The 22466-nt window shown below is 70.5% G+C and carries 17 protein-coding genes; 3 read left to right on the forward strand and 14 right to left on the reverse strand.

The features are described from left to right. Nucleotides 1-35: 35 nt before the first annotated feature. Both A6A25_RS02130 and A6A25_RS02135 read left to right on the forward strand, forming a co-directional pair. On the forward strand, nucleotides 36-1970 hold the full coding sequence (locus A6A25_RS02130; RefSeq protein ID WP_073885980.1) for a 2-oxoacid:acceptor oxidoreductase subunit alpha: 1935 nt from the start codon (nucleotides 36-38) through the stop codon (nucleotides 1968-1970). Next, on the forward strand, nucleotides 1967-3022 hold the full coding sequence (locus tag A6A25_RS02135) for a 2-oxoacid:ferredoxin oxidoreductase subunit beta (RefSeq protein ID WP_073885981.1): 1056 nt from the start codon (nucleotides 1967-1969) through the stop codon (nucleotides 3020-3022). The genes A6A25_RS02130 and A6A25_RS02135 overlap by 4 nt, the downstream gene beginning before the upstream one ends. A gap of 374 nt (nucleotides 3023-3396) precedes the next feature. On the opposite strand, the gene A6A25_RS02140 is transcribed toward A6A25_RS02135, so the two are convergent. Continuing rightward, nucleotides 3397-5319 carry a sunset domain-containing protein gene (locus A6A25_RS02140; RefSeq protein ID WP_073885982.1) on the reverse strand — a complete coding sequence of 641 codons (1923 nt, stop codon included), beginning with the start codon at nucleotides 5317-5319 and terminating at the stop codon, nucleotides 3397-3399. 197 nt (nucleotides 5320-5516) lie between these two features. Here A6A25_RS02140 and rarD point away from each other — a divergent pair, with 197 nt between their 5' ends. After that, the gene (gene rarD / locus A6A25_RS02145; protein WP_241828459.1) at nucleotides 5517-6440 is read left to right on the forward strand and encodes an EamA family transporter RarD; all 924 of its coding nucleotides are present in this window, start codon (nucleotides 5517-5519) and stop codon (nucleotides 6438-6440) included. A gap of 137 nt (nucleotides 6441-6577) precedes the next feature. Here rarD and A6A25_RS02150 read toward each other — a convergent pair whose 3' ends face one another. The 13 genes from A6A25_RS02150 to A6A25_RS02210 are packed head-to-tail and all read right to left on the reverse strand — an operon-like array spanning nucleotide 6578 to nucleotide 22465. Beyond that, nucleotides 6578-7579 carry a polyprenyl synthetase family protein gene (locus A6A25_RS02150; RefSeq protein ID WP_073885984.1) on the reverse strand — a complete coding sequence of 334 codons (1002 nt, stop codon included), beginning with the start codon at nucleotides 7577-7579 and terminating at the stop codon, nucleotides 6578-6580. A gap of 20 nt (nucleotides 7580-7599) precedes the next feature. Then, the gene (gene nuoN / locus A6A25_RS02155) at nucleotides 7600-9207 is read right to left on the reverse strand and encodes an NADH-quinone oxidoreductase subunit NuoN (RefSeq protein WP_073885985.1); all 1608 of its coding nucleotides are present in this window, start codon (nucleotides 9205-9207) and stop codon (nucleotides 7600-7602) included. 1 nt (nucleotide 9208) lies between these two features. Next, the gene (locus A6A25_RS02160) at nucleotides 9209-10771 is read right to left on the reverse strand and encodes an NADH-quinone oxidoreductase subunit M (protein ID WP_073885986.1); all 1563 of its coding nucleotides are present in this window, start codon (nucleotides 10769-10771) and stop codon (nucleotides 9209-9211) included. Continuing rightward, nucleotides 10768-12720 carry an NADH-quinone oxidoreductase subunit L gene (nuoL, locus tag A6A25_RS02165; protein ID WP_380732997.1) on the reverse strand — a complete coding sequence of 651 codons (1953 nt, stop codon included), beginning with the start codon at nucleotides 12718-12720 and terminating at the stop codon, nucleotides 10768-10770. Before nuoL ends, A6A25_RS02160 begins: the two co-directional genes overlap by 4 nt. Nucleotides 12721-12745: 25 nt before the next feature. Beyond that, entirely contained in the window at nucleotides 12746-13045 is a 300-nt protein-coding gene (nuoK, locus tag A6A25_RS02170; RefSeq protein ID WP_053715303.1) for an NADH-quinone oxidoreductase subunit NuoK, read from the reverse strand. Beyond that, on the reverse strand, nucleotides 13042-13875 hold the full coding sequence (locus A6A25_RS02175) for an NADH-quinone oxidoreductase subunit J (protein ID WP_073886366.1): 834 nt from the start codon (nucleotides 13873-13875) through the stop codon (nucleotides 13042-13044). Before A6A25_RS02175 ends, nuoK begins: the two co-directional genes overlap by 4 nt. A gap of 5 nt (nucleotides 13876-13880) precedes the next feature. After that, nucleotides 13881-14447, reverse strand: coding sequence for an NADH-quinone oxidoreductase subunit NuoI (gene nuoI / locus A6A25_RS02180; protein WP_073885987.1), 567 nt, complete (start codon nucleotides 14445-14447; stop codon nucleotides 13881-13883). Continuing rightward, entirely contained in the window at nucleotides 14434-15765 is a 1332-nt protein-coding gene (gene nuoH / locus A6A25_RS02185; RefSeq protein ID WP_073885988.1) for an NADH-quinone oxidoreductase subunit NuoH, read from the reverse strand. Before nuoH ends, nuoI begins: the two co-directional genes overlap by 14 nt. Next, entirely contained in the window at nucleotides 15762-18212 is a 2451-nt protein-coding gene (locus A6A25_RS02190) for an NADH-quinone oxidoreductase subunit G (RefSeq protein ID WP_073885989.1), read from the reverse strand. The genes nuoH and A6A25_RS02190 overlap by 4 nt, the downstream gene beginning before the upstream one ends. Then, nucleotides 18209-19489 (reverse strand): NADH-quinone oxidoreductase subunit NuoF, encoded by a 1281-nt coding sequence (nuoF, locus tag A6A25_RS02195; RefSeq protein WP_073885990.1) that lies wholly within the window; start codon nucleotides 19487-19489, stop codon nucleotides 18209-18211. Before nuoF ends, A6A25_RS02190 begins: the two co-directional genes overlap by 4 nt. A 14-nt stretch (nucleotides 19490-19503) precedes the next feature. Continuing rightward, complete coding sequence (nuoE, locus tag A6A25_RS02200) at nucleotides 19504-20289, reverse strand: NADH-quinone oxidoreductase subunit NuoE (protein WP_083667817.1); 786 nt, start codon at nucleotides 20287-20289, stop codon at nucleotides 19504-19506. Then, nucleotides 20286-21689, reverse strand: a complete 1404-nt coding sequence (locus tag A6A25_RS02205; protein ID WP_073885991.1) for an NADH-quinone oxidoreductase subunit D — start codon at nucleotides 21687-21689, stop codon at nucleotides 20286-20288. Before A6A25_RS02205 ends, nuoE begins: the two co-directional genes overlap by 4 nt. After that, nucleotides 21686-22465, reverse strand: a complete 780-nt coding sequence (locus A6A25_RS02210; RefSeq protein ID WP_083667894.1) for an NADH-quinone oxidoreductase subunit C — start codon at nucleotides 22463-22465, stop codon at nucleotides 21686-21688. Before A6A25_RS02210 ends, A6A25_RS02205 begins: the two co-directional genes overlap by 4 nt. Nucleotide 22466 lies beyond the last annotated feature (1 nt).

The following is a 22466-nucleotide window of genomic DNA, read 5'->3' on the forward strand; positions in this document are numbered from 1 at the left end:
CCAGGCGGTTGTGAGGAAAGGGATCGGCGTAGGACATGACTACCGACGTTGGTAACGGCGCCGCGCCAGGTGGCTCGCCTGAGCAGACCGCACCCGGGGAGACCACACCCGGGCAGAGCGGCACGGTCCGCAAGCTCGACCGCGTGGTGATCCGCTTCGCCGGCGACTCCGGCGACGGCATGCAGCTCACCGGCGACCGGTTCACCTCCGAGGCCGCCGCGTTCGGCAACGACCTCGCCACCCAGCCGAACTTCCCGGCCGAGATCCGGGCGCCCCAGGGCACGCTGCCCGGCGTCTCCAGCTTCCAGCTGCACTTCGCCGACTACGACATCCTCACCCCCGGCGACCGCCCCGACGTGCTGGTGGCGATGAACCCCGCCGCGCTCAAGGCGAACATCGACGACCTGCCCAAGGGCGGGATCCTCATCGTCAACACCGACGAGTTCACCAAGCGCAACCTGGTCAAGGTCGGCTACGCGGCCGACCCGCTGGAGGACAACTCGCTCACCGAGACCTACCAGGTGCACAAGGTCGCGATGGCCACGCTGACCATCGGCGCGCTGGAGAACACCGGCCTGGGCAAGAAGGACGCGGAACGGGCGAAGAACATGTTCGCCCTCGGCCTGCTGTCCTGGATGTACCACCGGCCGACCGAGGGCACCGAGCGGTTCCTGCGCGAGAAGTTCGCCAAGAAGCCCGACATCGCCGAGGCCAACGTGCTGGCGTTCCGGGCGGGCTGGAACTACGGCGAGACCACCGAGTCGTTCGCGGTCACCTACGAGGTCGCGCCCGCCAAGCTGAACCAGGGCACGTACCGCCAGATCACCGGCAACACCGCGCTCGCCTACGGCATCATCGCCGCCGGTCAGCAGTCCGGGCTGCCCGTGGTGCTCGGCACGTACCCGATCACCCCGGCGTCGGACATCCTGCACGAGCTGTCCAAGCACAAGAACTTCGGCATCACCACGTTGCAGGCCGAGGACGAGATCGCGGGCATCGGCGCGGCGCTCGGGGCCTCCTACGGCGGCGCGCTCGGCGTGACGTCCACCTCCGGTCCCGGTATCGCGCTGAAGTCCGAGACCATCGGCCTGGCCGTGATGACCGAACTGCCCCTGATCGTCATCGACGTGCAGCGCGGCGGCCCGTCCACGGGTCTGCCGACCAAGACCGAGCAGGCCGACCTGCTCCAGGCGATGTTCGGCCGCAACGGCGAGTCGCCGGTGCCGATCGTCGCGCCGCAGTCACCGTCGGACTGCTTCGACGCCGCGCTGGAGGCCGCGCGCATCGCGCTGGTCTACCGCACGCCCGTGATGCTGCTGTCCGACGGCGCGATCGCCAACGGCTCGGAGCCGTGGCTGATCCCGGAGGTGTCCGAGCTGCCCGACCTGGGCGTGGAGTTCGCCACCGAGCCGAACTCGCCCGACGGTGAGTCGTTCTGGCCGTACCTGCGCGACCCGGAGACGCTCGCGCGGCCGTGGGCGGTGCCCGGCACGGCCGGCCTGCAGCACCGCATCGGCGGGCTGGAGAAGGCCGACGGCACCGGCAACATCTCCTACGACCCGGCCAACCACGACCACATGGTGCGGCTGCGGCAGCGCAAGATCGACGGCATCGAGGTGCCCGACGTCGAGGTCGACGACCCGTCCGGGCAGGCACGCGTGCTGGTCGTGGGCTGGGGCTCGTCCTACGGCCCGATCGGCGCGGCGGCGCGGCGGGTGCGCAAGCTGGGCATGCCGGTCGCGCACGCGCACCTGCGGCACCTCAACCCGTTCCCGAAGAACCTGGGCGAGGTGCTGTCGCGGTACGACAAGGTCGTGGTGCCCGAGATGAACCTCGGCCAGCTGGCGCTGCTGCTGCGCGCCAAGTACCTGGTCGACGCGATCAGCTACACGAAGGTGCAGGGCCTGCCGTTCAAGGCCGAAGAGCTTCAGGACGTGCTCGCCGACGTGATCAAGGGAGTGTCCGAATGACGGCGACGGAACTGGGCCTGCCGACCATTGGGGGTCTGGTCGGCGTGCCCACGGCGGACGAGCCTCAGAAGGCCAAGGACTACAAGTCGGACCAGGAGGTCCGCTGGTGCCCCGGCTGCGGCGACTACGTGGTGCTCAACGCCGTGCAGTCGTTCCTGCCCACGCTGGGGCTCAAGCGCGAGAACATCGTGTTCGTGTCGGGGATCGGCTGCTCGTCGCGGTTCCCGTACTACATGAACACCTACGGCATGCACTCCATCCACGGACGTGCGCCGGCCATCGCGACCGGCCTGGCCGTGGCCCGGCCGGACCTGTCGGTGTGGGTCGTCACCGGTGACGGCGACGCGCTGTCCATCGGCGGCAACCACCTGATCCACACGCTGCGCCGCAACGTGAACCTCAAGATCCTGCTGTTCAACAACCGGATCTACGGCCTCACCAAGGGCCAGTACTCGCCGACGTCCGAAGAGGGCAAGGTCACCAAGTCCACGCCGCTGGGCTCGCTGGACCACCCGTTCAACCCGGTGTCGCTGGCGCTGGGCGCGGAGGCCACGTTCGTCGGCCGCGCGGTCGACTCGGACCGGGTGGGGCTGACCGAGGTGCTGCGGCAGGCCGCCGAGCACCGCGGGTCGGCGCTGGTGGAGATCTACCAGAACTGCCCGATCTTCAACGACGGCGCGTTCGACGTGCTCAAGGACTCCGACGAGGCCGCCCGGCGGATCATCAACGTGGTCGACGGGCAGCCGATCACGTTCGGCAACGGCGAGTACGCCGTGGTCCGGAACGGTTTCGGCCTGGCCGTGGCCAAGTCGGCGGACATCGCGCCGGAGGACGTCGTGGTGCACGACGCGTCGGACCTGAACCTGTCGTTCGCGCTGTCGCGGCTGTCGACGCAGGACCTGCAGCACACCGTCACCGGCGTGTTCCGCAACGTTGCCCGAACCACGTACGACGACGCGGCGCGGGCACAGGTGGAGCAGGCCAAGGCCGCGAGGCCCGCCGACCTGCGCGCCCTGCTGCACGGCAAGGACACCTGGACCGTCACCGGCTGAGCCCCACCGCACGGGCGAGGGCCCCTGTTCCGTCTCCCGGAGCAGGGGCCCTCTCTCTTGCGGGCATCGCTCGCGGGCGGCCCGTGTCCGTGCTCGTGCCGGCCGAACGCCCTGCCCTCGCCTGGGCCAACCCTTCGCCGCGGCCCGTGGCGGGTGCGAGCGAACACCTCGCCCAACCCGCCGCCGGCCCGACCGAACCCCCTCGCCGAAACCCGCCGCCGGCCCGACCGAACGCCTCGCCGAAGGCCGGTCCGCGCGAACGCTTCGCAGGGGTCCTCGCCAGGGGGTCCCCTGCTTTCATTCTCCCAGAGGGGTACGACAATTCCTGGCCGGTCGTCGTGCGGCGACTGGCCAGGACCCGCCGAGGGGTGTGGCTAGGGGGCCTGGCGGAAGCCCGCCTTCTCCGCGTCCGCGGTGGTGCGGAACCACACGTCGGCGCGGGTCTCGCGGAAGTTCGCCGACTCGTTGGTGAAGTACCGGCGGCCGGTGAGGGTCGCCTTGACCTGGAACTCCGGCGCCGGGGCCAGGCCGTCGGACTTCGGCAGCACCGAGCCGGGGCCGAACGGCGAGCGCGGGTTGAAGCCCTCCTGCTGGCCCTGGAAGCGGGTGCTGCCGGGAGCGGGCCTGCCGCCGGTGCTCGGGCTGAACCCGACCGGACGCGGGCGCACCGGGCGCGGTGGCGGCGGCGTGATCGGCTTCGGCGCGGACGGCACGGCCGGTGCGGGTGGAGGCGTGCGCTGGCCCGCGGGACGGGTGGGGCGCTGCGGCAGGCCGCCGGTCGGGTTCATCGGCACGGGGTTGCCGGCCAGCAGTTCGGGCGCGAGCGTCGGCACGAACGGCTGGTCGTTGCCGGACGACGCCGCCGGCGCCGGGCGGGGCTGCTCCGGCTCCTCCACGGCGTCGTCCTCCAGCGGCTCGAACAGGCTGCGCGGCCGGGCGGGCTCGTCCTTCTTCGGCTCCGGCTTGGGACGGGCCTTGGGCTCGGCCGTCCGGGCCGGCAGGGGCTCCTCGGCCGACTGCGGGACGAACGTCGGCTCGAACGCGGGCGGCTCCGTCACCTCGGGCTCGGCGACCACCTCGGGTGCCGTGGCAGCGGGCGCGACGGCGTCGGGCTCACCCGTCGGCTCGGACGGCGCGGCGACCTCGGACTTCACCGGCTCGGCGTCGACCACGGCGCGGATGACGTCGGTCTGCGGGCCTTCGTCGTCGGGCTCTTCGGCCGGACGGACCTCGCCGTGACGCGGCTCGTCCTGGCGGCTCTCCTGCTGCCTGGCCAGGTCGTTCAGGAACGCCTCGTCACTGGAGGTCGGCTCGGCCCGCTGGGTCGACTCGACGTCCACCGGCGTGAAGTGGCCGGTCAGGTCGTGCTCGGGCCACACCTGCGGCTCGGGCTCGTCGGTCCGCCGCTGCTCGCCGTCGACCTCGGCGATGGCCTGCGCCAGCGCGGTGGCCGGGATGAGGGCCGTCTCCTCGGTGGCGCCGGGCCTGCGCTCCGGCTCGTCCTCCTCCTCACGGCCCGCGGTGTCCACGTCCTCGTCGTAGACCTCCTTGACGGGCTCCTCGCGCCACACCTCGCGCGGCTGGAAGACCTCGACCTCCGGCGGCGCGGTCGGCTCCTCCTGCCGCGGCGCGACCTCGGCGACCGGCCCGGACGGCACCGCGGGCATCAGGGTCGTCGTCGCCTCGGCGGGCAGCTCCGGCTCGTCGTCCGGCTGGTACGACCTCGGCCGCGGCTTGGGCTCCAGCGTCTCCCCGGTGTCCTGGCCCGGCGTCAGCCGCTCGAACAGGCTGCGCGGCGGCTCGGCGTCCAGCTCGGGGAAGTCGTGCTGCTCCTCGAAGTCGGACAGCGGCCGGTGCTCGTCGTCCAGCTCCTCCAGCAGCGAGTCGCGCTGGTCGAGCTTCACGTTCGCCACGTCGTAGCGGACCGGCTCGTTGGTGACGTCGAAGCGGACCGGCTCGTTCGTCACGTCGAAGCGTGCGGGTTCGGGCGCCGCGTCGAACCGGGGACGCTCGGCGGCGGCCTCGTAGCGCGCGGGCTCGGGCGTCAGCACGTCGTCCGCCAGCGAGCGGGACGCCTCCACGTGCCAGTTGTCGAACTCGTCGCCCACGTCCGCCCGCGCGGCGACGGCGCTGCCCGAGGACGAGCCGCTGCCCGGGCGCGGCGACGTGAGGAGGCGTTCCTCCAGGTCTTCCAGCTCCCTCTTGGCCGGACGCACCAGGACCAGCCAGGTGAGTGCGACGCCTGCCACGAAGGACAGCAGGCTCCACAGCCACACCTGCCCGAAGAGCGAACTCACGGGAGACCCTCCCACTGCTGCTTTGTCACACCCCGACACGCTCCGCTCCCAGGCCTTCACCCGGTAGTGGAAGCGGTGCAAAACTACCCTGACCGCCGGTTCCCGCGCGTGGGGCCGGCCGGACCCGTGGCCAGAGTTCGATAGTAGGCCACTCAGAGCAACTGACCAGCCAAAACGGCTGGCGTAGAGTAGCCCGTGTGCCGCCGTTGACCACTGCCTCCACTGCTGCGCCGGAGGTCGACCGCACGAACCGCGGGATGGCCTTCGGCATCGGCGCCTACTTCCTCTGGGGCATCGTGCCCGCTTACTGGCCGTTGCTGCAGCCGGCCGGGTCGGTGGAGATCCTGGCGCACCGGATCGCCTGGTCACTGGTCGTGATGGTCGTCATCACGGCGGTGATGGGGCGTTGGGCGGGCATCCGCCGGCTGTCGGCGCGCGGTTGGGCGATGGTGGCGGCCGCGTCGGTGCTCATCGCGGTCAACTGGGGCGTCTACATCCACGCGGTGAACACGGCGCACGTCGTCGAGGCCGCACTCGGGTACTTCATCAACCCGCTGGTCAGCGTGCTGCTCGGGGTGGTCGTCCTGCGGGAACGCCTGCGCGTGCCGCAGTACGCGGCGCTGGCGATCGCGGTGGCCGCGGTCGTGGTGCTGGCGGTGGACTACGGCAGGCTGCCGTGGATCTCGCTGGCGCTGGCGTGCTCGTTCGGCGTGTACGGGCTGTTGAAGAAGACCGTGCCGCTGGACGCGACGGCCAGCCTGACCGCGGAGAGCATCGTGCTCGCGCCGATCGCGGTCGGTTACCTGATCTGGCTGGGGCCGGCCGGGACGTTCCACTCGGGCGGCTGGGGCCACGCGCTGTGGCTGGCGTCGGCCGGGCTGGTGACCGCGATCCCGCTGATCCTGTTCGGCGCGGGTGCCCGGCTCGTGCCGCTGGTGACCATGGGCATGCTGCAGTACCTGGCGCCCGTGCTGCAGTTCGCGTGGGGTGTGTTCGTGATGCACGAGCCGATGCCCGCGTCCCGCTGGTTCGGCTTCGCCCTGGTCTGGCTCGCCCTGCTGGTCTTCACCGTGGACACGATCCGCACCCGCCGCCGCCTCCCCGTCCCCGACCTCACCTGACCCGCGAGTCGAACACTCAGGTCCCGAGTGTCGAACGCTCAGGACCCCCGAGTTCCACACTCAGGACGTGCCGAATGTGGAATTCGGGGGACGCGAACGTTCGACACTCGGGACCTGGAGGTTGGACTCTCGCGGGGTCAGTGGGAGCGGGTGACGACGTAGTCGCTCACGGAGGCCAGGGCGTCGCGGGCGGTGCCCGCGGGCAGGACGTCGAGGGTGGCGCGGGCGCGGGCGGCGTAGTCGTCCAGGGTGCGGCGGGCGCGCTGCAGGCCCGTGGACGCGCGCAGGAGGGCCAGGGCCTCGTCCACCTCGGCGTCGTCGGTGATGGGGCCGGCCAGGAGCTTGGCCAGGCGCGAGTCCGGCTCGTCCTCCAGGGCGTAGAGCATGGGGAGGGTCTTGACGCCCTCGCGCAGGTCCGTGCCGGGCGTCTTGCCCGACTCCTCCGACGGCGACGCGATGTCGATGACGTCGTCGGAGATCTGGAACGCCGCCCCGATGACCTCGCCGTAGGACCGCAGCGCCTCCACCTGCTCCGGCGTCACGTCGGAGAACATCGCCCCGAACCGGGCGGCGGTGGCGATCAGCGAACCGGTCTTCTCCGCGATCGTGGTCAGGTAGTGCGCGACCGGGTCCTCACCCGCCCGCGGGCCCATCGTCTCGCGCATCTGGCCGGTCACCAGCTCGGAGAACGTCTCCGCGATGATCCGCGCCGCACCCGTGCCCAGGTCCGCCACCAGCGCCGACGCGTGCGCGAACAGGTAGTCGCCGGTCAGGATCGCGATGCTGTTGTCCCACTTCGCGTTGGCCGACTCCGCGCCGCGGCGCATGGTCGCCTCGTCCATCACGTCGTCGTGGTACAGCGTGGCGAGGTGGGTCAGCTCGACGACCGCCGCCGCCTTGATCACGCTCTCCCGGTCCCACGTGCCGCCGAACTGCGCGGACAGGATGGTGAACAGCGGGCGGATGCGCTTGCCGCCCGCGGACACCAGGTGCAGGGACGTCTCCATCACCGGGTGGAACTCGCTCTGCACGACCTTGTGCAGCAGCTCTTCCACCTCGGCCAAGCCGTCCTGAACCACCTCCGCGAGCACGGGGTCCGCAAACCGGAACCCCGTCCCCGCCCGCTCGCTACTGGTCACGCCTCAGAGCCTACGTACCACTAGAAGATGAACGCGCCGGCACCCGCCCAATCGAGGGCGAACGACGGGTAGACGCCGAGCACGAGCGTGATCGCCGCACCCAGGGTGATGGCCACCGTGGTGAACGCGCCGGGCACGCTCACCGTCGGGCCGTCCGGCGCGGGCTCGCTGAAGTACATCAGCACGATCACCCGCAGGTAGAAGAACGCCGCCACCGCCGAAGCGACCAGGGCGATCACCACCAGCGGCACCATCCCGGCTTCCACGGCCGCCGCGAACACCACGAACTTGCCGACGAAACCGCTGGTCAGCGGCAGACCGGCCAACGCGAGCAGCAGGAACGTGAACACGCCCGCCACCACCGGAGACCGCTTGGCCAGACCCGCCCACTGGGACAGGTGGGTGGCCTCGCCGTCACCGTTGCGGACCAGGCTGACGATGCCGAACGCGGCGATCGTGGTGAAGCCGTAGGCCATCAGGTAGAACATCGTGCCGGACAGGCCCTGGTCGTTCAGCGAGATCGCGCCGATCAGCAGGAAGCCCGCGTGCGCCACCGACGAGTACGCGATCATCCGCTTCACGTCGGTCTGGGTGAGGCCGAGGACCGCGCCGATCACCATGGACGCGATGGCCACGCCCCACAGCACGCCGTTCCACTCCCAGCTCGACCGCTCGAACGCGCCGTAGAGCACGCGCAGGATGCCGCCGAACGCGGCGACCTTCGTGCACGCCGCCATGAACGCCGTCACCGGCGTGGGCGAGCCCTGGTAGACGTCCGGGGTCCAGGCGTGGAACGGGCCGACGGAGGCCTTGAACAGCAGGCCGACGACGAGCAGGCCGAAGCCCGCGTACAGCAGCGTGTCGGACCGGTCGGTGGCCGTGGTGGCGGTGGCGATGTCGGCCAGCTTCACCGAGCCCGCGTAGCCGTACAGCAGGGCCACGCCGTACAGGAAGAACGCCGACGCGAACGCGCCGAGCAGGAAGTACTTCACCGCGGCCTCCTGCGACAGCAGGCGGCGACGGCGGGCCAGGCCGCACAGCAGGTACAGCGGCAGCGACAGCACTTCCAGCGCGATGAACATGGTGAGCAGGTCGTTCGCCGCGACGAAGACCATCATGCCGCCGAGCGCGAACAGCGTCAGCGGGAACACCTCGGTCTGCATGCCGAACCGGGTCGCCTGGGCCCGGGTCTGCACCATCGTGGACCCGGAGCCCTTGTACACCTGCGAGCCCTGGCCCGGCAGGATCGAGGCGTCGGCGACGAACGCGCCGCCCGGCTCGACCGACCGGTCGGCGATGAGCAGCACGGCGCCCAGGCCGAGCAGCAGCAGCGTGCCCCACAGGAAGAGCACCGGGCGGTCGACCGCGATGGTGCCCGCCAGGGTCAGCTTGCCCTGCTCGGGCGTGCTGTCACCGGACGCGTACACCACGAGCCCGGCGCCCGCGGCGGCCAGCGTGAGCAGGGTCAGCACGACCTGCGCCGCCCACCGCTGCACCTTGGGCAGGAACGCCTCGAAGAGCACGCTGAGGCAGGCCGCGCCGAGCACGATCAGCAACGGTGCGACGGCCCCGTAGTCGATCTCCGGGGCTTGCAGCCGTTCCACGTTCTGCGAGAGGAACGTCGTCACGTCACTTGCCTTCCTGCGCGACCGGGTCGGCCACCCCGACCTCGCTGAGCGTCGCCCCGACGGACGGGGTGATCACGTCCAACACCGGCTTCGGGTAGAAGCCGAGCACCAGGATCAGTGCCACCAGCGGCGCGAGCACGGCCAGTTCGCGCTTGTTCAGGTCCGGCACCGACGCGCGCTCCGGGTCGACCGCCGCGCCGGGCCCGCCGACCGCGTCGATCAGCGCCGTGCCGCGCACCGGGCCCTGGAACACCCGCTGGTACAGCCACAGGACGTACAGCGCGGCCAGGACCATGCCGATGGCGGCCAGGATCGTGTAGACCGGCTCGTTCGGGTAGGAGCCGATGAGCACCAGGAACTCGCTCACGAACGAGTTGGTGCCCGGCAGCGCCAGCGACGACAGGCCGGCCACGAAGAACAACCCGCCCAACACCGGGGTCAGCTTGGCCATGCCGCCGTAGTCCTCGATCAGGCGCGAGCCGCCGCGGGCCATCACCATGCCGACGACCAGGAACAGCATGCCGGTCGAGATGCCGTGGTTGACCATGTACAGCACCGCGCCCGTGCCCGCCTGCGAGCTGAACGCGAAGATGCCCAGCGCGATGAAGCCGAAGTGCGCGATCGAGGTGTAGGCGACGAACCGCTTCATGTCGGACTGGCCGACGGCGAGCAGCGAGCCGTACAGGATGCCGACGACCGCGAGCACCAGCACCAGCGGCGCGAGTTCCTTGCTGGCCGCCGGGAACAGCGGCAGGCAGTAGCGCAGGAACCCGAAGGTGCCGATCTTGTCCAGGATGCCGACGAGCAGCACGCCCGCGCCCACCGGCGCTTCCGCGCCGGCGTCGGGCAGCCACGTGTGCAGCGGCACCAGCGGCGCCTTGATGGCGAACGCCACGAAGAAGCCGAGGAACAGCCAGATCTGGGTGGACAGCGGCAGCTCCCGCGTCACCGTGACCAGCGTGGCCCAGTCGAACGTGCCCTGGCCGATCTTGTCCGCGCTGACCACGTACAGGCCGATCACGGAGGCCAGCATGATCAGGCCGCCGAGCAGCGAGTACAGGAAGAACTTCATCGCCGCGTACTGCCGGTTCGGCCCGCCGAAGCGGCCGATCAGGAAGTACATCGGGACCAGCACGGCCTCGAAGAACACGTAGAACACGAACACGTCGGTGGCCGCGAAGACACCGACCATGCCGGTCTGCATGGCCAGCAGCAGCGCGAAGAACCCGCCCGCGCTGCGGCCCTCGGGCAGCTTGTCCGCCCACGAGCCGCCGATGACGACCGGCACCAGGAACGCGATCAGCGCGATCATCACCAGCGCGATGCCGTCCACGCCGAACGACAGGTGCACGCCGAACGCCGGGATCCAGTCGGCCGAGCTGGTCAGCTGCAGCCGGTCGCCGCCCGGGTCGAACGCCGTCCACGCCAGCACCGCCAGCACCAGCTCGGCCAGCGCGAACGCCAGCGCGACCGTCTTGGCCACCCGGTCGTTGCCCCGCAGGAACGCCACCACCAGGCTGCCGGCGAGCGGCAGCAGGAGCAGCGCGATCAGCGTCCAGCTCACGAGAACCTCACCATCAGCAGCGCGCCCAGGACGAAGACCGCACCCAGGAGCATGGAGAGCGCGTACGAGCGCACGAACCCGGTCTGCAGCCTGCGCAGCCGGCCCGAGCTACCGCCGAGCAGCGCCGCCGACCCGTTGACCAGGCCGTCGACGCCCTTGTTGTCCACGAACACCAGCGCGCGGGTGAGCCAGGTGCCCGGCCGCGCGAACAGCGCCTCGTTGAGCGCGTTGCCGTACAGGTCGGCACGCGCGGCGCGGACCGGGAACGACACCCGCGCCGGCCGTTCCACCGGCTGCTCGCCGCGCAGGAACAGCAGGAAGCCGAGCGCCGCGCCGAGCGCCGACAGGGCCAGCACCAGGATGTTGACCACACCGTGGTCGAGCACGCCGTGCTGCTCCTGCAGCTCGCCCAGCGCCGGGGTGAGCCAGCCGGCCAGGTTGTGGCCGGAGGAGAAGAACCAGCCGGCGCCGACCGAGCCGACCGCCAGCACGATCATCGGCAGCGTCATGCTCACCGGCGACTCGTGCGGGTGGTACTCACGACCGTCGGCGGACTTCAGCTCCGTGTAGCGGGGCTTGCCCAGGAACACCAGGACGAACAGGCGGGTCATGTAGAACGCGGTCAGGCCCGCGCCCAGGGCGGCCACGCCGCCGAAGACCCAGCCGCGCCACCCCTCCATGCTGAACGCCGCCGCGATGATGGCGTCCTTGGAGAAGTAGCCGGACAGGAACGGGAAGCCGATCAGCGCCAGGTAGCCGAGGGTCCAGGTGACGAAGGTGATCGGCATCTTCTTCATCAGCCCGCCCATGCGGCGGATGTTGCCCTCGTCGTTCATGCCGTGCATGACCGAACCGGCGCCGAGGAAGAGCCCGGCCTTGAAGAAGCCGTGCGTGAGCAGGTGCATGATGCCCAGCGCGTAGCCGATCGGGCCGAGGCCGACCGCCAGGATCATGTAGCCGATCTGGCTGACCGTCGAGTAGGCCAGCACCTTCTTGAAGTCGTCGTAGGCGCAGCCGATGATGCACCCGATCAGCAGCGTGACGCCGCCGATGATCATCACGACCAGGCGGCCGTCGGCGCTGAGGTTGTAGATCGGGTTCGACCGGGCGATCAGGTAGACGCCCGCGGTGACCATGGTGGCCGCGTGGATCAGGGCGGAGACCGGGGTCGGGCCCGCCATCGCGTCCGGCAACCACGCCTGCAGCGGGAACTGGCCCGACTTGCCGCACGCGCCGAGCAGCAGCAGCAACGTGATGGCCAGCACCTCGGCCGACGAGAACTCGCCGACGCGGGCGAACACCTCGGTGTACTGGGTGGTGCCCAGCTCCTTGAACATGATGAAGATGGCGATCGCGAGGCCCAGGTCACCGACCCGGTTCATCAGGAACGCCTTCTTCGCGGCCGACGCCGCTTCCGGCTTGTACTGGTACCAGCCGATGAGCAGGTAGGACGCGAGACCCACGCCCTCCCAGCCGAAGTACAGCGTCACGAAGCCGTTGCCGAGCACCAGCAGCAGCATCGCGGCGACGAAGAGGTTCAGGTAGGCGAAGAACTTCCGCCGCCCGGCCTCGTGCGCCATGTAGCCGATCGAGTAGATGTGGATCAGCGACCCGACACCGGTGATCAGCAGCACGAACGTCAGCGACAGCGGGTCGAGGCGCAGCCCGAACTCCACGTCGAGGGCGCCGACCGGGATCCAGTCGAACAGGTGCACCTCGGTGGTGCGCGCGTCCGGCGCGAGCGCCACCGTGTCGAAGAACAGCGCGACCCCGTACGCGAACGCGGCGATCACGGTGGCGCAGCCCAGCAGGTGGCCCCACTTGTCGGTGCGCCTGCCACCCAGGAGCAGCACGAGCGCGCCGAAGGCCGGCAGGGCTAGCAACAACCAGGCGAGACTGCCGATCCCGCTGGCGGCAACGCCCGAAGACCCGCTTGCGGGGTCGAGCATGGACAGAGTCGTCACCGTCGACCTCTCAGTACTTCAGCAGGTTGGAGTCGTCGACCGAGGCCGAGCGACGGGTCTTGAAGATCGCCATGATGATCGTCAGACCGACCACGACCTCGGCCGCCGCGACGACCATCACGAAGAACGCCATCACCTGGCCGTCCAGCCCGCCGTTGATGCGGGCGAACGTGACCAGGCTGAGGTTCACCGCGTTGAGCATCAGCTCGACGCACATGAACACCACGATGGCGTTGCGCCGCACCAGAACGCCGACCGCGCCGAGGCTGAACAGCAGCGCGGACAGCAGCAGGTAGTACGTAGGGGTCACGACGACTCTCCCTTGAGCGCGTGCGCGTCGGGCTGGTGCCCGGTGCCGGACACCTCCGCGACGTCGTCGTCGAGAGTTTCCTTGGCGGTCGTCTCGATCAGCTCGGACAGCGACTCCGACGCCACCGAGCCGTCCGGCAGCAAGGCGGGGGTGGCCACCGAGTTGGCGGTGGCGAACACGCCGGGGCCGGGCAGCGAGCCGGGGCGGTCGCCGCGGAAGCGCTCCTCGACCAGCTGGCGCTGGGTCTTCTTGGCGTCCTGGCCGGTGCGCGAGGTGAACGCGAGCACCATGGCGCCGACCGCCGCGGTGATCAGCAGCGCCGACGTCAGCTCGAACGGGAACAGGTAGTCGGTGAACAGCGCCTCGCCGAGGTTGGCGACGTTGCCGCCGTTCTGCGTGTTCTGCGCGGCCAGGCCGACCGGCTGCACGTCGGTCAGCGCGCGGGCGACCGAGGCGACCACGATGCCGGCGAAGCCGACGCCGATGACCGCCGCGGCGAGCCGCTGGCCGCGCAGCACCTCGACCACCGAGTCGGAGCTGTCCCGGCCGACCAGCATCAGCACGAACAGGAACAGCATCATGATCGCGCCGGTGTAGACGATGATCTGCACGAAGCCGAGGAACGGCGCCTGCTGGACCATGTAGAGCACGCCCAGGCTGAGCATGGTGAGCACCAGCCACAGCGCGGAGTGCACGGCGTTGCGCGCGAACAGCATGCCCAGCGCGCCGGCGAGGGCGAGCGGGCCGAGGATCCAGAACGCGACCGCCTCACCGGTGGTGACGGCGTCGACCACGCGCTGGACCTCGTCGGGCTGCTGCGCCAGGAGCATGAGGCTCACTTCAACGCCTCCTCGGGGCCCGTCTCGACGAGCGAGCCTTCCGGCACACCGGCCTTGCGCGCGAGCGTGGGGCCGTTGACGTAGTAGTCCTGCTCGTTCTCGCCGAGCCGCATGGGGTGCGGCGGCTGCTCCATGCCGGCGAGCAGCGGCGCGAGCAGGTCCTCCTTGGTGAAGATCAGCTTCTGCCGGTTGTCGTCGGCCAGCTCGTACTCGTTGGTCATGGTGAGCGACCGCGTCGGGCACGCCTCGATGCACAGGCCGCAGCCGATGCACCGCAGGTAGTTGATCTGGTAGTCCTTGCCGTAGCGCTCACCGGGCGAGTAGCGCTCGTCCTCGGTGTTGTCGCCACCCTCGACGAAGATCGCGTCCGCCGGGCAGGCCCACGCGCACAGCTCGCAGCCCACGCACTTCTCCAGCCCGTCCGGGTGCCGGTTGAGCTGGTGGCGGCCGTGGAACCGCGGCGCGGTGACCTTCTTGACCTCGGGGTACTCCTCGGTGACGACCTTCTTGAACATCGTGCCGAAGGTGACGCCGAAGCCCTTGACGGGATCAAACACGCCCATCGCTGGCCTCCTTGTGTGAAGCTGCGGGTACCGCTGCCGGTTCCTGCGTCTGGTTCTCGGCGCCGGGCAGCTCGGCCACCTGCACCTGGCGGCGCGGCGGCGCCTTGGGCACCTTCAGGTCGAGCGGCGGCACCGGGAAGCCGCCGCCGGTGACCGGCACGGCGTCGGGGTCGTGCGGTTCCCGCTTGTCCGGCAGCAGGAACGCGATCAGCAGCACCACCGCGAGGAACGCGCCGATCACGATCAGCGCCGTGCTGGTGTCCAGACCGCCCGCGGTCTCCCACTCCTGGCGCAGGTAGCGGGCGAACGCCACCGCGACGAACCAGACCAGCGCGATCGGGACCAGGAACTTCCAGCCCAGCCGCATGAACTGGTCGTAGCGCAGGCGGGGCAGCGTGCCGCGCAGCCAGATGAACAGGAACAGGAAGGCCAGCGTCTTGAGCACGAACCAGAGCAGGCCGAACCAGCCGCTGTTGAGCAGGTGGTCGTCGCCGACGAACGGGAACCGCCAGCCGCCCAGGAACAGGGTGGTGGCCAGCGCCGAGACGGTCACCATGTTGACGTACTCGGCGAGGAAGAACAGCGCGAACTTCAGCGAGCTGTACTCGGTGTGGAAGCCGCCGACCAGCTCCGACTCGGCCTCGGGGAGGTCGAACGGCGCGCGGTTGGTCTCGCCGACCATCGAGCAGACGTAGATCAGGAAGCTGACCGGCAGCAGGTAGAAGTACCAGCCGCTGGTCTGCGCGTCGACGATGTCGGACGTGGACAGCGAGTGCGAGTGCATGACGACCGCGACGATCGACAGGCCCATCGCGATCTCGTAGGAGATCACCTGCGCGGCCGAGCGCAGCGCGCCCAGCAGCGGGTAGGGCGAGCCGGACGCCCAGCCCGACAGCACGATGCCGTACACGCCGAGCGAAGAGCAGGCCAGCACCACCAGCACGCCGACCGGCAGGTCGACCAGCTGCAGCGCGGTGCGCTCGCCGAAGATCGAGACCTCACCGCCGATCGGGATGACCGAGAAGGCGACGAACGCGGGGATCGTGGAGATCACCGGCGCCAGGAAGAACACCCACTTGTCGGCCAGGACCGGGCGGATGTCCTCCTTGAACGCGAGCTTGAGACCGTCGGCGAGCGACTGCAGCCACCCGCCGGGGCCGACCCGGTTCGGACCCGGGCGCTGCTGCATCCGGGCCACCACCTTGCGCTCCCAGTTGATCATGAACAGCGTCATGACCACCAGGAACGCGAAGATGGCGACGACCTTGACGATGATCAGCCAGAGCGGATCATCGGCCAGGAGTTCTGCGGTGCTCATGCCATGCCTCCGCTAGAGACGGCCACCACTGAGCCGTGGCCGGCGACGAGGTTGCGCCGCACGGTGACCGCGCCCGAGTTGCCGGGCAGCCACACGACGCCGTCGGGCAGGTCGGCCGCCTCGACCGGCAGCACCACCTCGCCCCGATCGGTGGAGACGGTGATCTCGCCACCGAGTTCGACACCCAGGTGCGCGGCGGTGGCGGCGGACAGCTTGGCCACCACCGGGCGCGCGGTGCCCGCCAGGTTCGGCTCGTCGTCCTGCAACGAGCCGTTGTCCAACAGCCTGCGCCACGTCGCCAGCACGGCCTGGCCTGCCTTCGGCTGCGTGAGCAGCGGCGCCGGGACGGTGGGCGCGGACGCCGACACCGTCGCCGAACCCAGCCTGGCCAGGTCGGCCGCCGCGGCGGCCGGGGTCTGGGTGAACAGGTCCGCGTCCATCTCCACGGCCAGCGTGTCGAGCACCCGGCCGTCCGGCAGCGCGCCGGTGCCCTCCAGCGTGGTGACGAAGGGCCGCGGGCGACCCTCCCAGTTCAGGTAGCTGCCCGCCTTCTCCACCGCGGGCGCGACCGGGAGCACCACGTCGGCGTGCGCGGTGACCGCGCTGTGCCGCAGCTCCAGGCTGACCACGAAACCGGTGAAGTCCAGGGCACGCTCGGCCAGCGCCGGGTCCGGCAGGTCGAACGGGTCGACACCGCCGACCACCAGCGCGTCCAGCGCACCGCTCGCGGCGGCGGTGAGGATGCCCGTGGTGTCGCGACCCGCCTGCGCGGGCAGCGCGCCGGCCTCCAGGCCCCACGCCCGCTCGACCTCGGCCCGTGCCGCGTCGTCGCTCACCAGGCGACCGCCCGGCAGCAACGTCGGCAGCAGACCGGCCTCCAGCGCACCCCGTTCACCGGCGCGGCGCGGGATCCAGGCGACCTTGGCGCCGGTCCGCTCGGCCAGCGCGGCGACCGCGGAGAACAGGCCCGGCACCTCGGCGGCGCGTTCGCCGACCAGGATCACAGAACCCGGCTTCGCCAGCTCCTCGACCACGTCGGCCGCGTGCTCGGGCAGCGCGTTGAGCGCCGACGGCTCCTGGCCGGGCACGCACGCGAGCAGCACGCCGTTCGTCTTCTCCACCGCGGGCGTCGTGAACTGGCCCAGGTGGTAGACCTTCGTCCGGTTCTTGCGGGCCGCCTTGCGCAGCCGCAGGAACACGATCGGCGACTCCTCCTCCGGCTCGAACGCGACCAGCAGCGCGGCGGGCGCGGACTCGATGCCCGCGTACGTCACGCCGCCGTTGTCCGGGTTCGTGCCGAGGATGGCGCTGGTCAGGAACTCCAGCTCCTCCGCCGAGTGGGCGCGGGCGCGGAAGTCGACGTCGTTGGTGCGCAGCGCGATCCGGGCGAACTTCGAGTACGCGTAGGCGTCTTCGACGGTGAGCCGGCCACCGGCCAGCACGCCGACGCCCTTGCCGTCCCGCGCCTTCGCCAGGCCCTCGGCGGCGTACTGCAGCGCCTCGGTCCAGGACGACTCGCGCAGCTCGCCACTGGCCTTGTCGCGCACCAGCGGGCGGCGGATCCGGTCACCGGCGGTCGCGTAGGTGAACGCGAAGCGGCCCTTGTCGCAGGTCCACTCCTCGTTGACCTGCGCGTCGTCGCCCGCCAGCCGGCGCTGCACCTTGCCGCGCCGCCAGTCGGTGCGGGTGGCGCAGCCCGACGAGCAGTGCTCGCACACGCCGGGCGTGGACACCAGGTCGAACGGCCGGGCGCGGAACCGGTACGCGGCGCTGGTCAGCGCGCCCACCGGGCAGATCTGGATGGTGTTGCCGGAGAAGTACGACTGGAACGGCTTCTCCTGCGCCACGCCGATCTGCTGCTGCGAACCGCGTTCCAGCAGCTCGATGAACGGGTCGCCGGCGATCTGCGCGGAGAACCGGGTGCAACGCTGGCACAGCACGCACCGCTCGCGGTCCAGCAGCACCTGCGTCGAGATCGGGATCGGCTTCGGGAACGTCCGCTTGTGCTCGTGGAACCGGGAGTCCGCGCGGCCGTGCGCCAGGGCCTGGTTCTGCAGCGGGCACTCGCCGCCCTTGTCGCAGATCGGGCAGTCCAGCGGGTGGTTGATGAGCAGCAGCTCCATCACGCCCTGCTGCGCCTTGTCCGCCACCGGCGAGGTCAGCTGGGTCTTGACGACCATGCCGTCGGCGACCGTCATGGTGCAGGAGGCCTGCGGCTTCGGCATCGGCCGGCCGCCCATCTCCACCTCGACCAGGCACTGCCGGCAGGCGCCCGCGGGCTCCAGCAGCGGGTGGTCGCAGAAGCGCGGCACGACGATGCCCAGCCGTTCCGCGGTGCGGATCAGCAGCTCGCCCTTGGGCGCGACGACCTCCATGCCGTCGATGACGAGCTTCACGTGACCCTCGGGGACCACGAGCTCGGCTTTCTGTTCCGGCGCGATCGTCATGCGCTAGCTCCAGCCAGGACCTGTGAGTTCTGGTCGCACAGAGCCAGGAACTCGTGCTTGAAGTACTTGATGCCGCTGGTGATCGGGCTGACCGCGCCGTCACCGAGGGCGCAGAACGAGCGGCCCAGGATGTTGTCGCAGACGTCCAGCAGCGTGTCGATGTCGGACGCCGTGCCCTCGCCGCGCACCATCCGCTGCAGGATCTGCACGAGCCAGTAGGTGCCTTCACGGCACGGCGTGCACTTGCCGCACGACTCGTGCTTGTAGAACTCGGTCCACTTCATGACCGCCCACGGCACGGACACCGTCTCGTTGAAGATCTGCAGCGCGGTGGTGCCCAGCATCGAACCGGCCTCGGCCGCGCCCTCGAAGTCCAGCGGCACGTCCAGGTGGTCGGCGGTGAACAGCGGGGTGGACGAGCCGCCCGGCGTCCAGAACTTCAGCGGGATGCCGTCCTTCATGCCGCCCGCCAGGTCCAGCAGCTCGCGCAGCGTGATGCCCATCGGGGCCTCGTACTGGCCGGGCCGCTCGACGTGGCCGGACAGCGAGAAGATCTTCGGGCCCGGCGAGCGCTCGCGGCCCATGGTGCGGAACCAGTCCGCGCCGCCGTTGACGATGTAGGGCACGCTGGCGATCGTCTCGACGTTGTTCACCACGGTCGGCGAGGCGTACAGGCCCGCGGTCGCCGGGAACGGCGGCTTGAGCCGGGGCTGGCCGCGCTTGCCCTCCAGCGAGTCCAGCAGCGCCGTCTCCTCGCCGCAGATGTAGGCGCCCGCGCCCGCGTGCACGACCACGTCGAGGTCGAAGCCCGAGCCGAGGATGTCCTTGCCCAGGTAGCCCGCCTCGTACGCCTCGCGCACGGCCGCGTGCAGCCGGCGGATCACGTGCAGCACCTCACCGCGCACGTAGATCGCGGCGAAGTTCGCCCGGATCGCGTACGAGGTGATGACGATGCCCTCGATCAGCGAGTGCGGGTCCGCCATCATCAGCGGGATGTCCTTGCAGGTGCCCGGCTCGCCCTCGTCGGCGTTGATGACGAGGTAGTGCGGCTTGCCGTCGTTCTGCGGGATGAAGCCCCACTTCATGCCCGTGGGGAAACCCGCGCCGCCGCGACCGCGCAGCCCGGAGTCCTTGCACTGCTGGATCAGCTGGTCCGGGTGGGCCTTGAGCGCCTTGCGCAGCGCCGTGTACCCCTCCAGCTGCTCGTAGGTCTTCAGCGTCCACGAGCGCGGTGACAGCCAGCGCTTGGTGAGGACGGGAGTCAAGGTGTCGACCATGTCAGCTCCCCTACCTACTTCTTCTCCGGCAGCGGCGGGAACTCCGCGTTGTCCGGCATGGCCGGCGCGGTCCAGCCGCGTTCCGCGGCGATCTTGGCCCCGCGCACCGTCTCCGGCGCGGCCGACGGGCCGTCCAGGTCCGCGTCCCGGCCTTCGAAGAACCCGGCCAGCTGCAGCTCGGCCTGGCGGAAGTCGGTCAGCGGCGCGCCCCGCGTCGGGTGGGGCTTCTCCCCCGCCTGCAGGGACTTCACCAGGTCCAGCGCGCCGTCGGGCGTCTGGTTGTCGAAGTACTCGTAGTCGACCTGCAGCACCGGGCCGAGGTCGCAGGCCGCCAGGCACTCGGCGTGCTCCAGCGTGATCGAGCCCGGCGTGCCCGGCTCGCCCGCGGTCTCCTCGTGGCCGACGCCCAGGTGGTCCTTGAGCTTGGCGTAAATCGCGTCACCGCCGAGCGCCGCGCACAGCGTGTTCGTGCACACGCTCACCAGGTGCTCGCCGCACGGGCGGCGCTTGTACATGGTGTAGAACGTCGCGACCGCACTGACCTCGGCGTTGGTCAGGTCGAGCTGGTCGGCGCAGAACGTGATGCCCGCCTGGCTGACGTAGCCCTCGACCGACTGCACCAGGTGCAGCATCGGCAGCAGCGCCGACCTGGCCTGCGGGTAGCGCGCGATGATCGCCTGCGCCCGGTCCACCGTCGACTGGTCGAACACGCTCGTGTCGGCCGTGTTCTCGACGACCAGCCGCTGCGTCTCGGCGGGGTCCAGCGCGGACGCCTCGTAGACCTCTTCGGAAGTGCTCATCGGTCACAACCACCCATCACCGGGTCGATAGAGGCCACCGACGCGATGACGTCGGCGACCATGCCGCCCTCGCACATCGCGGGCATCGACTGGAGGTTCACGAAGCTGGGTTCGCGCACGTGCACGCGCATCGGCCGGGTGCCGCCGTCGGAGACGATGTGGTAGCCCAGCTCGCCGCGCGGCGACTCGATCGGCACGTACACCTGGCCCGGCGGCACCGCGAAGCCCTCGGTCACCAGCTTGAAGTGGTGGATCAGGGACTCCATGGACTGGCCCATGATCTTGCGGACGTGCTCCAGGGAGTTGCCCATGCCGTCCGCGCCGATGGTCAGCTGCGCGGGCCACGCGATCTTGGCGTCCTCCACCATGACCGGGCCGGGCGTGAGGTTGTCCACGGCCTGCCGCACGATCTTGAGCGACTGGTGGATCTCCTCCAGCCGCAGCAGGTAGCGGGCGTAGGAGTCGGCGGCGTTCGACGTGGGCACGTCGAACTCGTAGTTCTCGTAACCGCTGTAGGGCTCGACCTTGCGCAGGTCCCACGGCAGGCCCGCGGAACGCAGGATCGGGCCGGTGATGCCCAGCGCGAGGCACGCGTCCACCGGCAGGTAGCCGACGCCCGCGAGCCGGTTGCGCCAGATCGGCTGGCCGGACAGGAGCTTGTCGTAGTCCGGCAGCCGGGAGTCCATCACCTTGATGAAGTCCTTGATCTTCTGCTCGGCGCCCTGGGGCAGGTCCTGCGCCAGGCCGCCGGGCCGGATGAACGCGTGGTTCATCCGCAGACCGGTCAGGAACTCCAGCAGGTGCAGGACCTCTTCGCGCTCGCGGAAGCCCGCGGTCATGCCGGTCAGCGCGCCCAGCTCCATGCCGCCGGTGGCCAGCGCCACCAGGTGCGAGCTGATCCGGTTGAGCTCCATGAGGAGCACGCGGATCGTCTGCGCGCGCTGCGGCACGGTGACGCCGAGCAGCTTCTCGACCGCCATGCAGTACGCGGCCTCGTTGTGCAGCGGGGCCAGGTAGTCCATGCGCGTCACGAACGTGACGCCCTGGGTCCAGTTGCGGTACTCGACGTTCTTCTCGATGCCGGTGTGCAGGTAGCCGATGACGCTGCGGGCCTGGGTGACCGTCTCGCCCTCCAGCTCCAGCACCAGGCGCAGCACGCCGTGCGTGGAGGGGTGCTGCGGGCCCAGGTTCATGACGATGCGCTCGTCGCCCGCGGCCTCGGCCAGCACCTCGTCCCAGTCGCCGCCGGTCACCGTGTAGACGGTGCCCTCGGTCGTCTCGCGCGAACCCGCGTACGCGTCGGGGTTCGACGTGGTCCGGGTGGCGTCGTGGGAGTCGCTGTCGCGGCCCGGGGCGCTGGTGTCGGTGCCCGTGGTCACGTCGGAAATACGCTCGGTCATGAGTAGGACCGCCTCTGGTCTGGCGGGGGGATCTCCGCGCCCTTGTACTCCACCGGGATGCCGCCGAGCGGGTAGTCCTTGCGCTGCGGGTGGCCGTCCCAGTCGTCCGGCATGAGGATCCGGGTGAGCCCCGGGTGGCCGTCGTAGACGATGCCGAACATGTCCCAGGCCTCGCGCTCCTGCCAGTCCGCGGTCGGGTAGACCGAGACGATGCTGGGGATGTGCGCGTCGTCCACGTCGACCGCGACCTCCAGCCGGATGCGCCGGCGATAGGTCATCGACGTCAGGTGGTAGACCGAGTGCAGCCGCTGCGGCGCGTCCGGGCCGTAGTCCACACCGGACACCGAGCTGCACAGCTCGAAGCGCAGCGCCGGGTCGTCGCGCAGGATGCGCGCCACGTCGACCAGCCGCTCGCGGCGCAGGAAGAACGTGATCTCGCCGCGGTCCACGGTGATCTGCTGGACGGTGTCGGCGGGCAGGCCGCGCTCGCGGATCGCGGCCAGCAGCTCGTCGGCGACCTCGTCGAACCAGCCGCCGTAGGGCCGCTCGGACGGCGCGGCGACGTGGGCGGGCAGCCGCAGGCCGCCGAAGCCGGAGGTGTCGCCGGTGCCGGAGATGCCGAACATGCCCTGCCGCGCCTTGCCCGCGACGACGCCGCCGCGCGCGAGGTACTCCTCGTGCTCGGCCTCGTTCATGCTCGCCGAACTCAGCGCCTCGCCGTTGTCGGGAGTGCCGGCACCGGGGGTCTTCTCGACCTCTTTGTTCTCGTCAGCCATC

Origin of the sequence: Saccharothrix sp. CB00851 (genome assembly GCF_001905065.1) — a bacterium.
Lineage (GTDB): Bacteria > Actinomycetota > Actinomycetes > Mycobacteriales > Pseudonocardiaceae > Actinosynnema.

Excerpts from the sequence above, each read along its gene's own strand:
- nuoE (WP_083667817.1), bottom strand. The coding sequence starts at position 20,289 with ATGAGCACTTCCGAAGAGGTCTACGAGGCGTCCGCGCTGGACCCCGCC.
- nuoL (WP_380732997.1), bottom strand. The coding sequence starts at position 12,720 with ATGCTCGACCCCGCAAGCGGGTCTTCGGGCGTTGCCGCCAGCGGGATC.
- A6A25_RS02175 (WP_073886366.1), bottom strand. The coding sequence starts at position 13,875 with ATGCTCCTGGCGCAGCAGCCCGACGAGGTCCAGCGCGTGGTCGACGCC.
- nuoF (WP_073885990.1), bottom strand. The coding sequence starts at position 19,489 with ATGGTCGACACCTTGACTCCCGTCCTCACCAAGCGCTGGCTGTCACCG.
- nuoH (WP_073885988.1), bottom strand. The coding sequence starts at position 15,765 with ATGAGCACCGCAGAACTCCTGGCCGATGATCCGCTCTGGCTGATCATC.
- nuoI (WP_073885987.1), bottom strand. The coding sequence starts at position 14,447 with ATGGGCGTGTTTGATCCCGTCAAGGGCTTCGGCGTCACCTTCGGCACG.
- A6A25_RS02205 (WP_073885991.1), bottom strand. The coding sequence starts at position 21,689 with ATGACCGAGCGTATTTCCGACGTGACCACGGGCACCGACACCAGCGCC.
- A6A25_RS02190 (WP_073885989.1), bottom strand. The coding sequence starts at position 18,212 with ATGACGATCGCGCCGGAACAGAAAGCCGAGCTCGTGGTCCCCGAGGGT.
- A6A25_RS02210 (WP_083667894.1), bottom strand. The coding sequence starts at position 22,465 with ATGGCTGACGAGAACAAAGAGGTCGAGAAGACCCCCGGTGCCGGCACT.
- A6A25_RS02135 (WP_073885981.1), top strand. The coding sequence starts at position 1,967 with ATGACGGCGACGGAACTGGGCCTGCCGACCATTGGGGGTCTGGTCGGC.
- A6A25_RS02130 (WP_073885980.1), top strand. The coding sequence starts at position 36 with ATGACTACCGACGTTGGTAACGGCGCCGCGCCAGGTGGCTCGCCTGAG.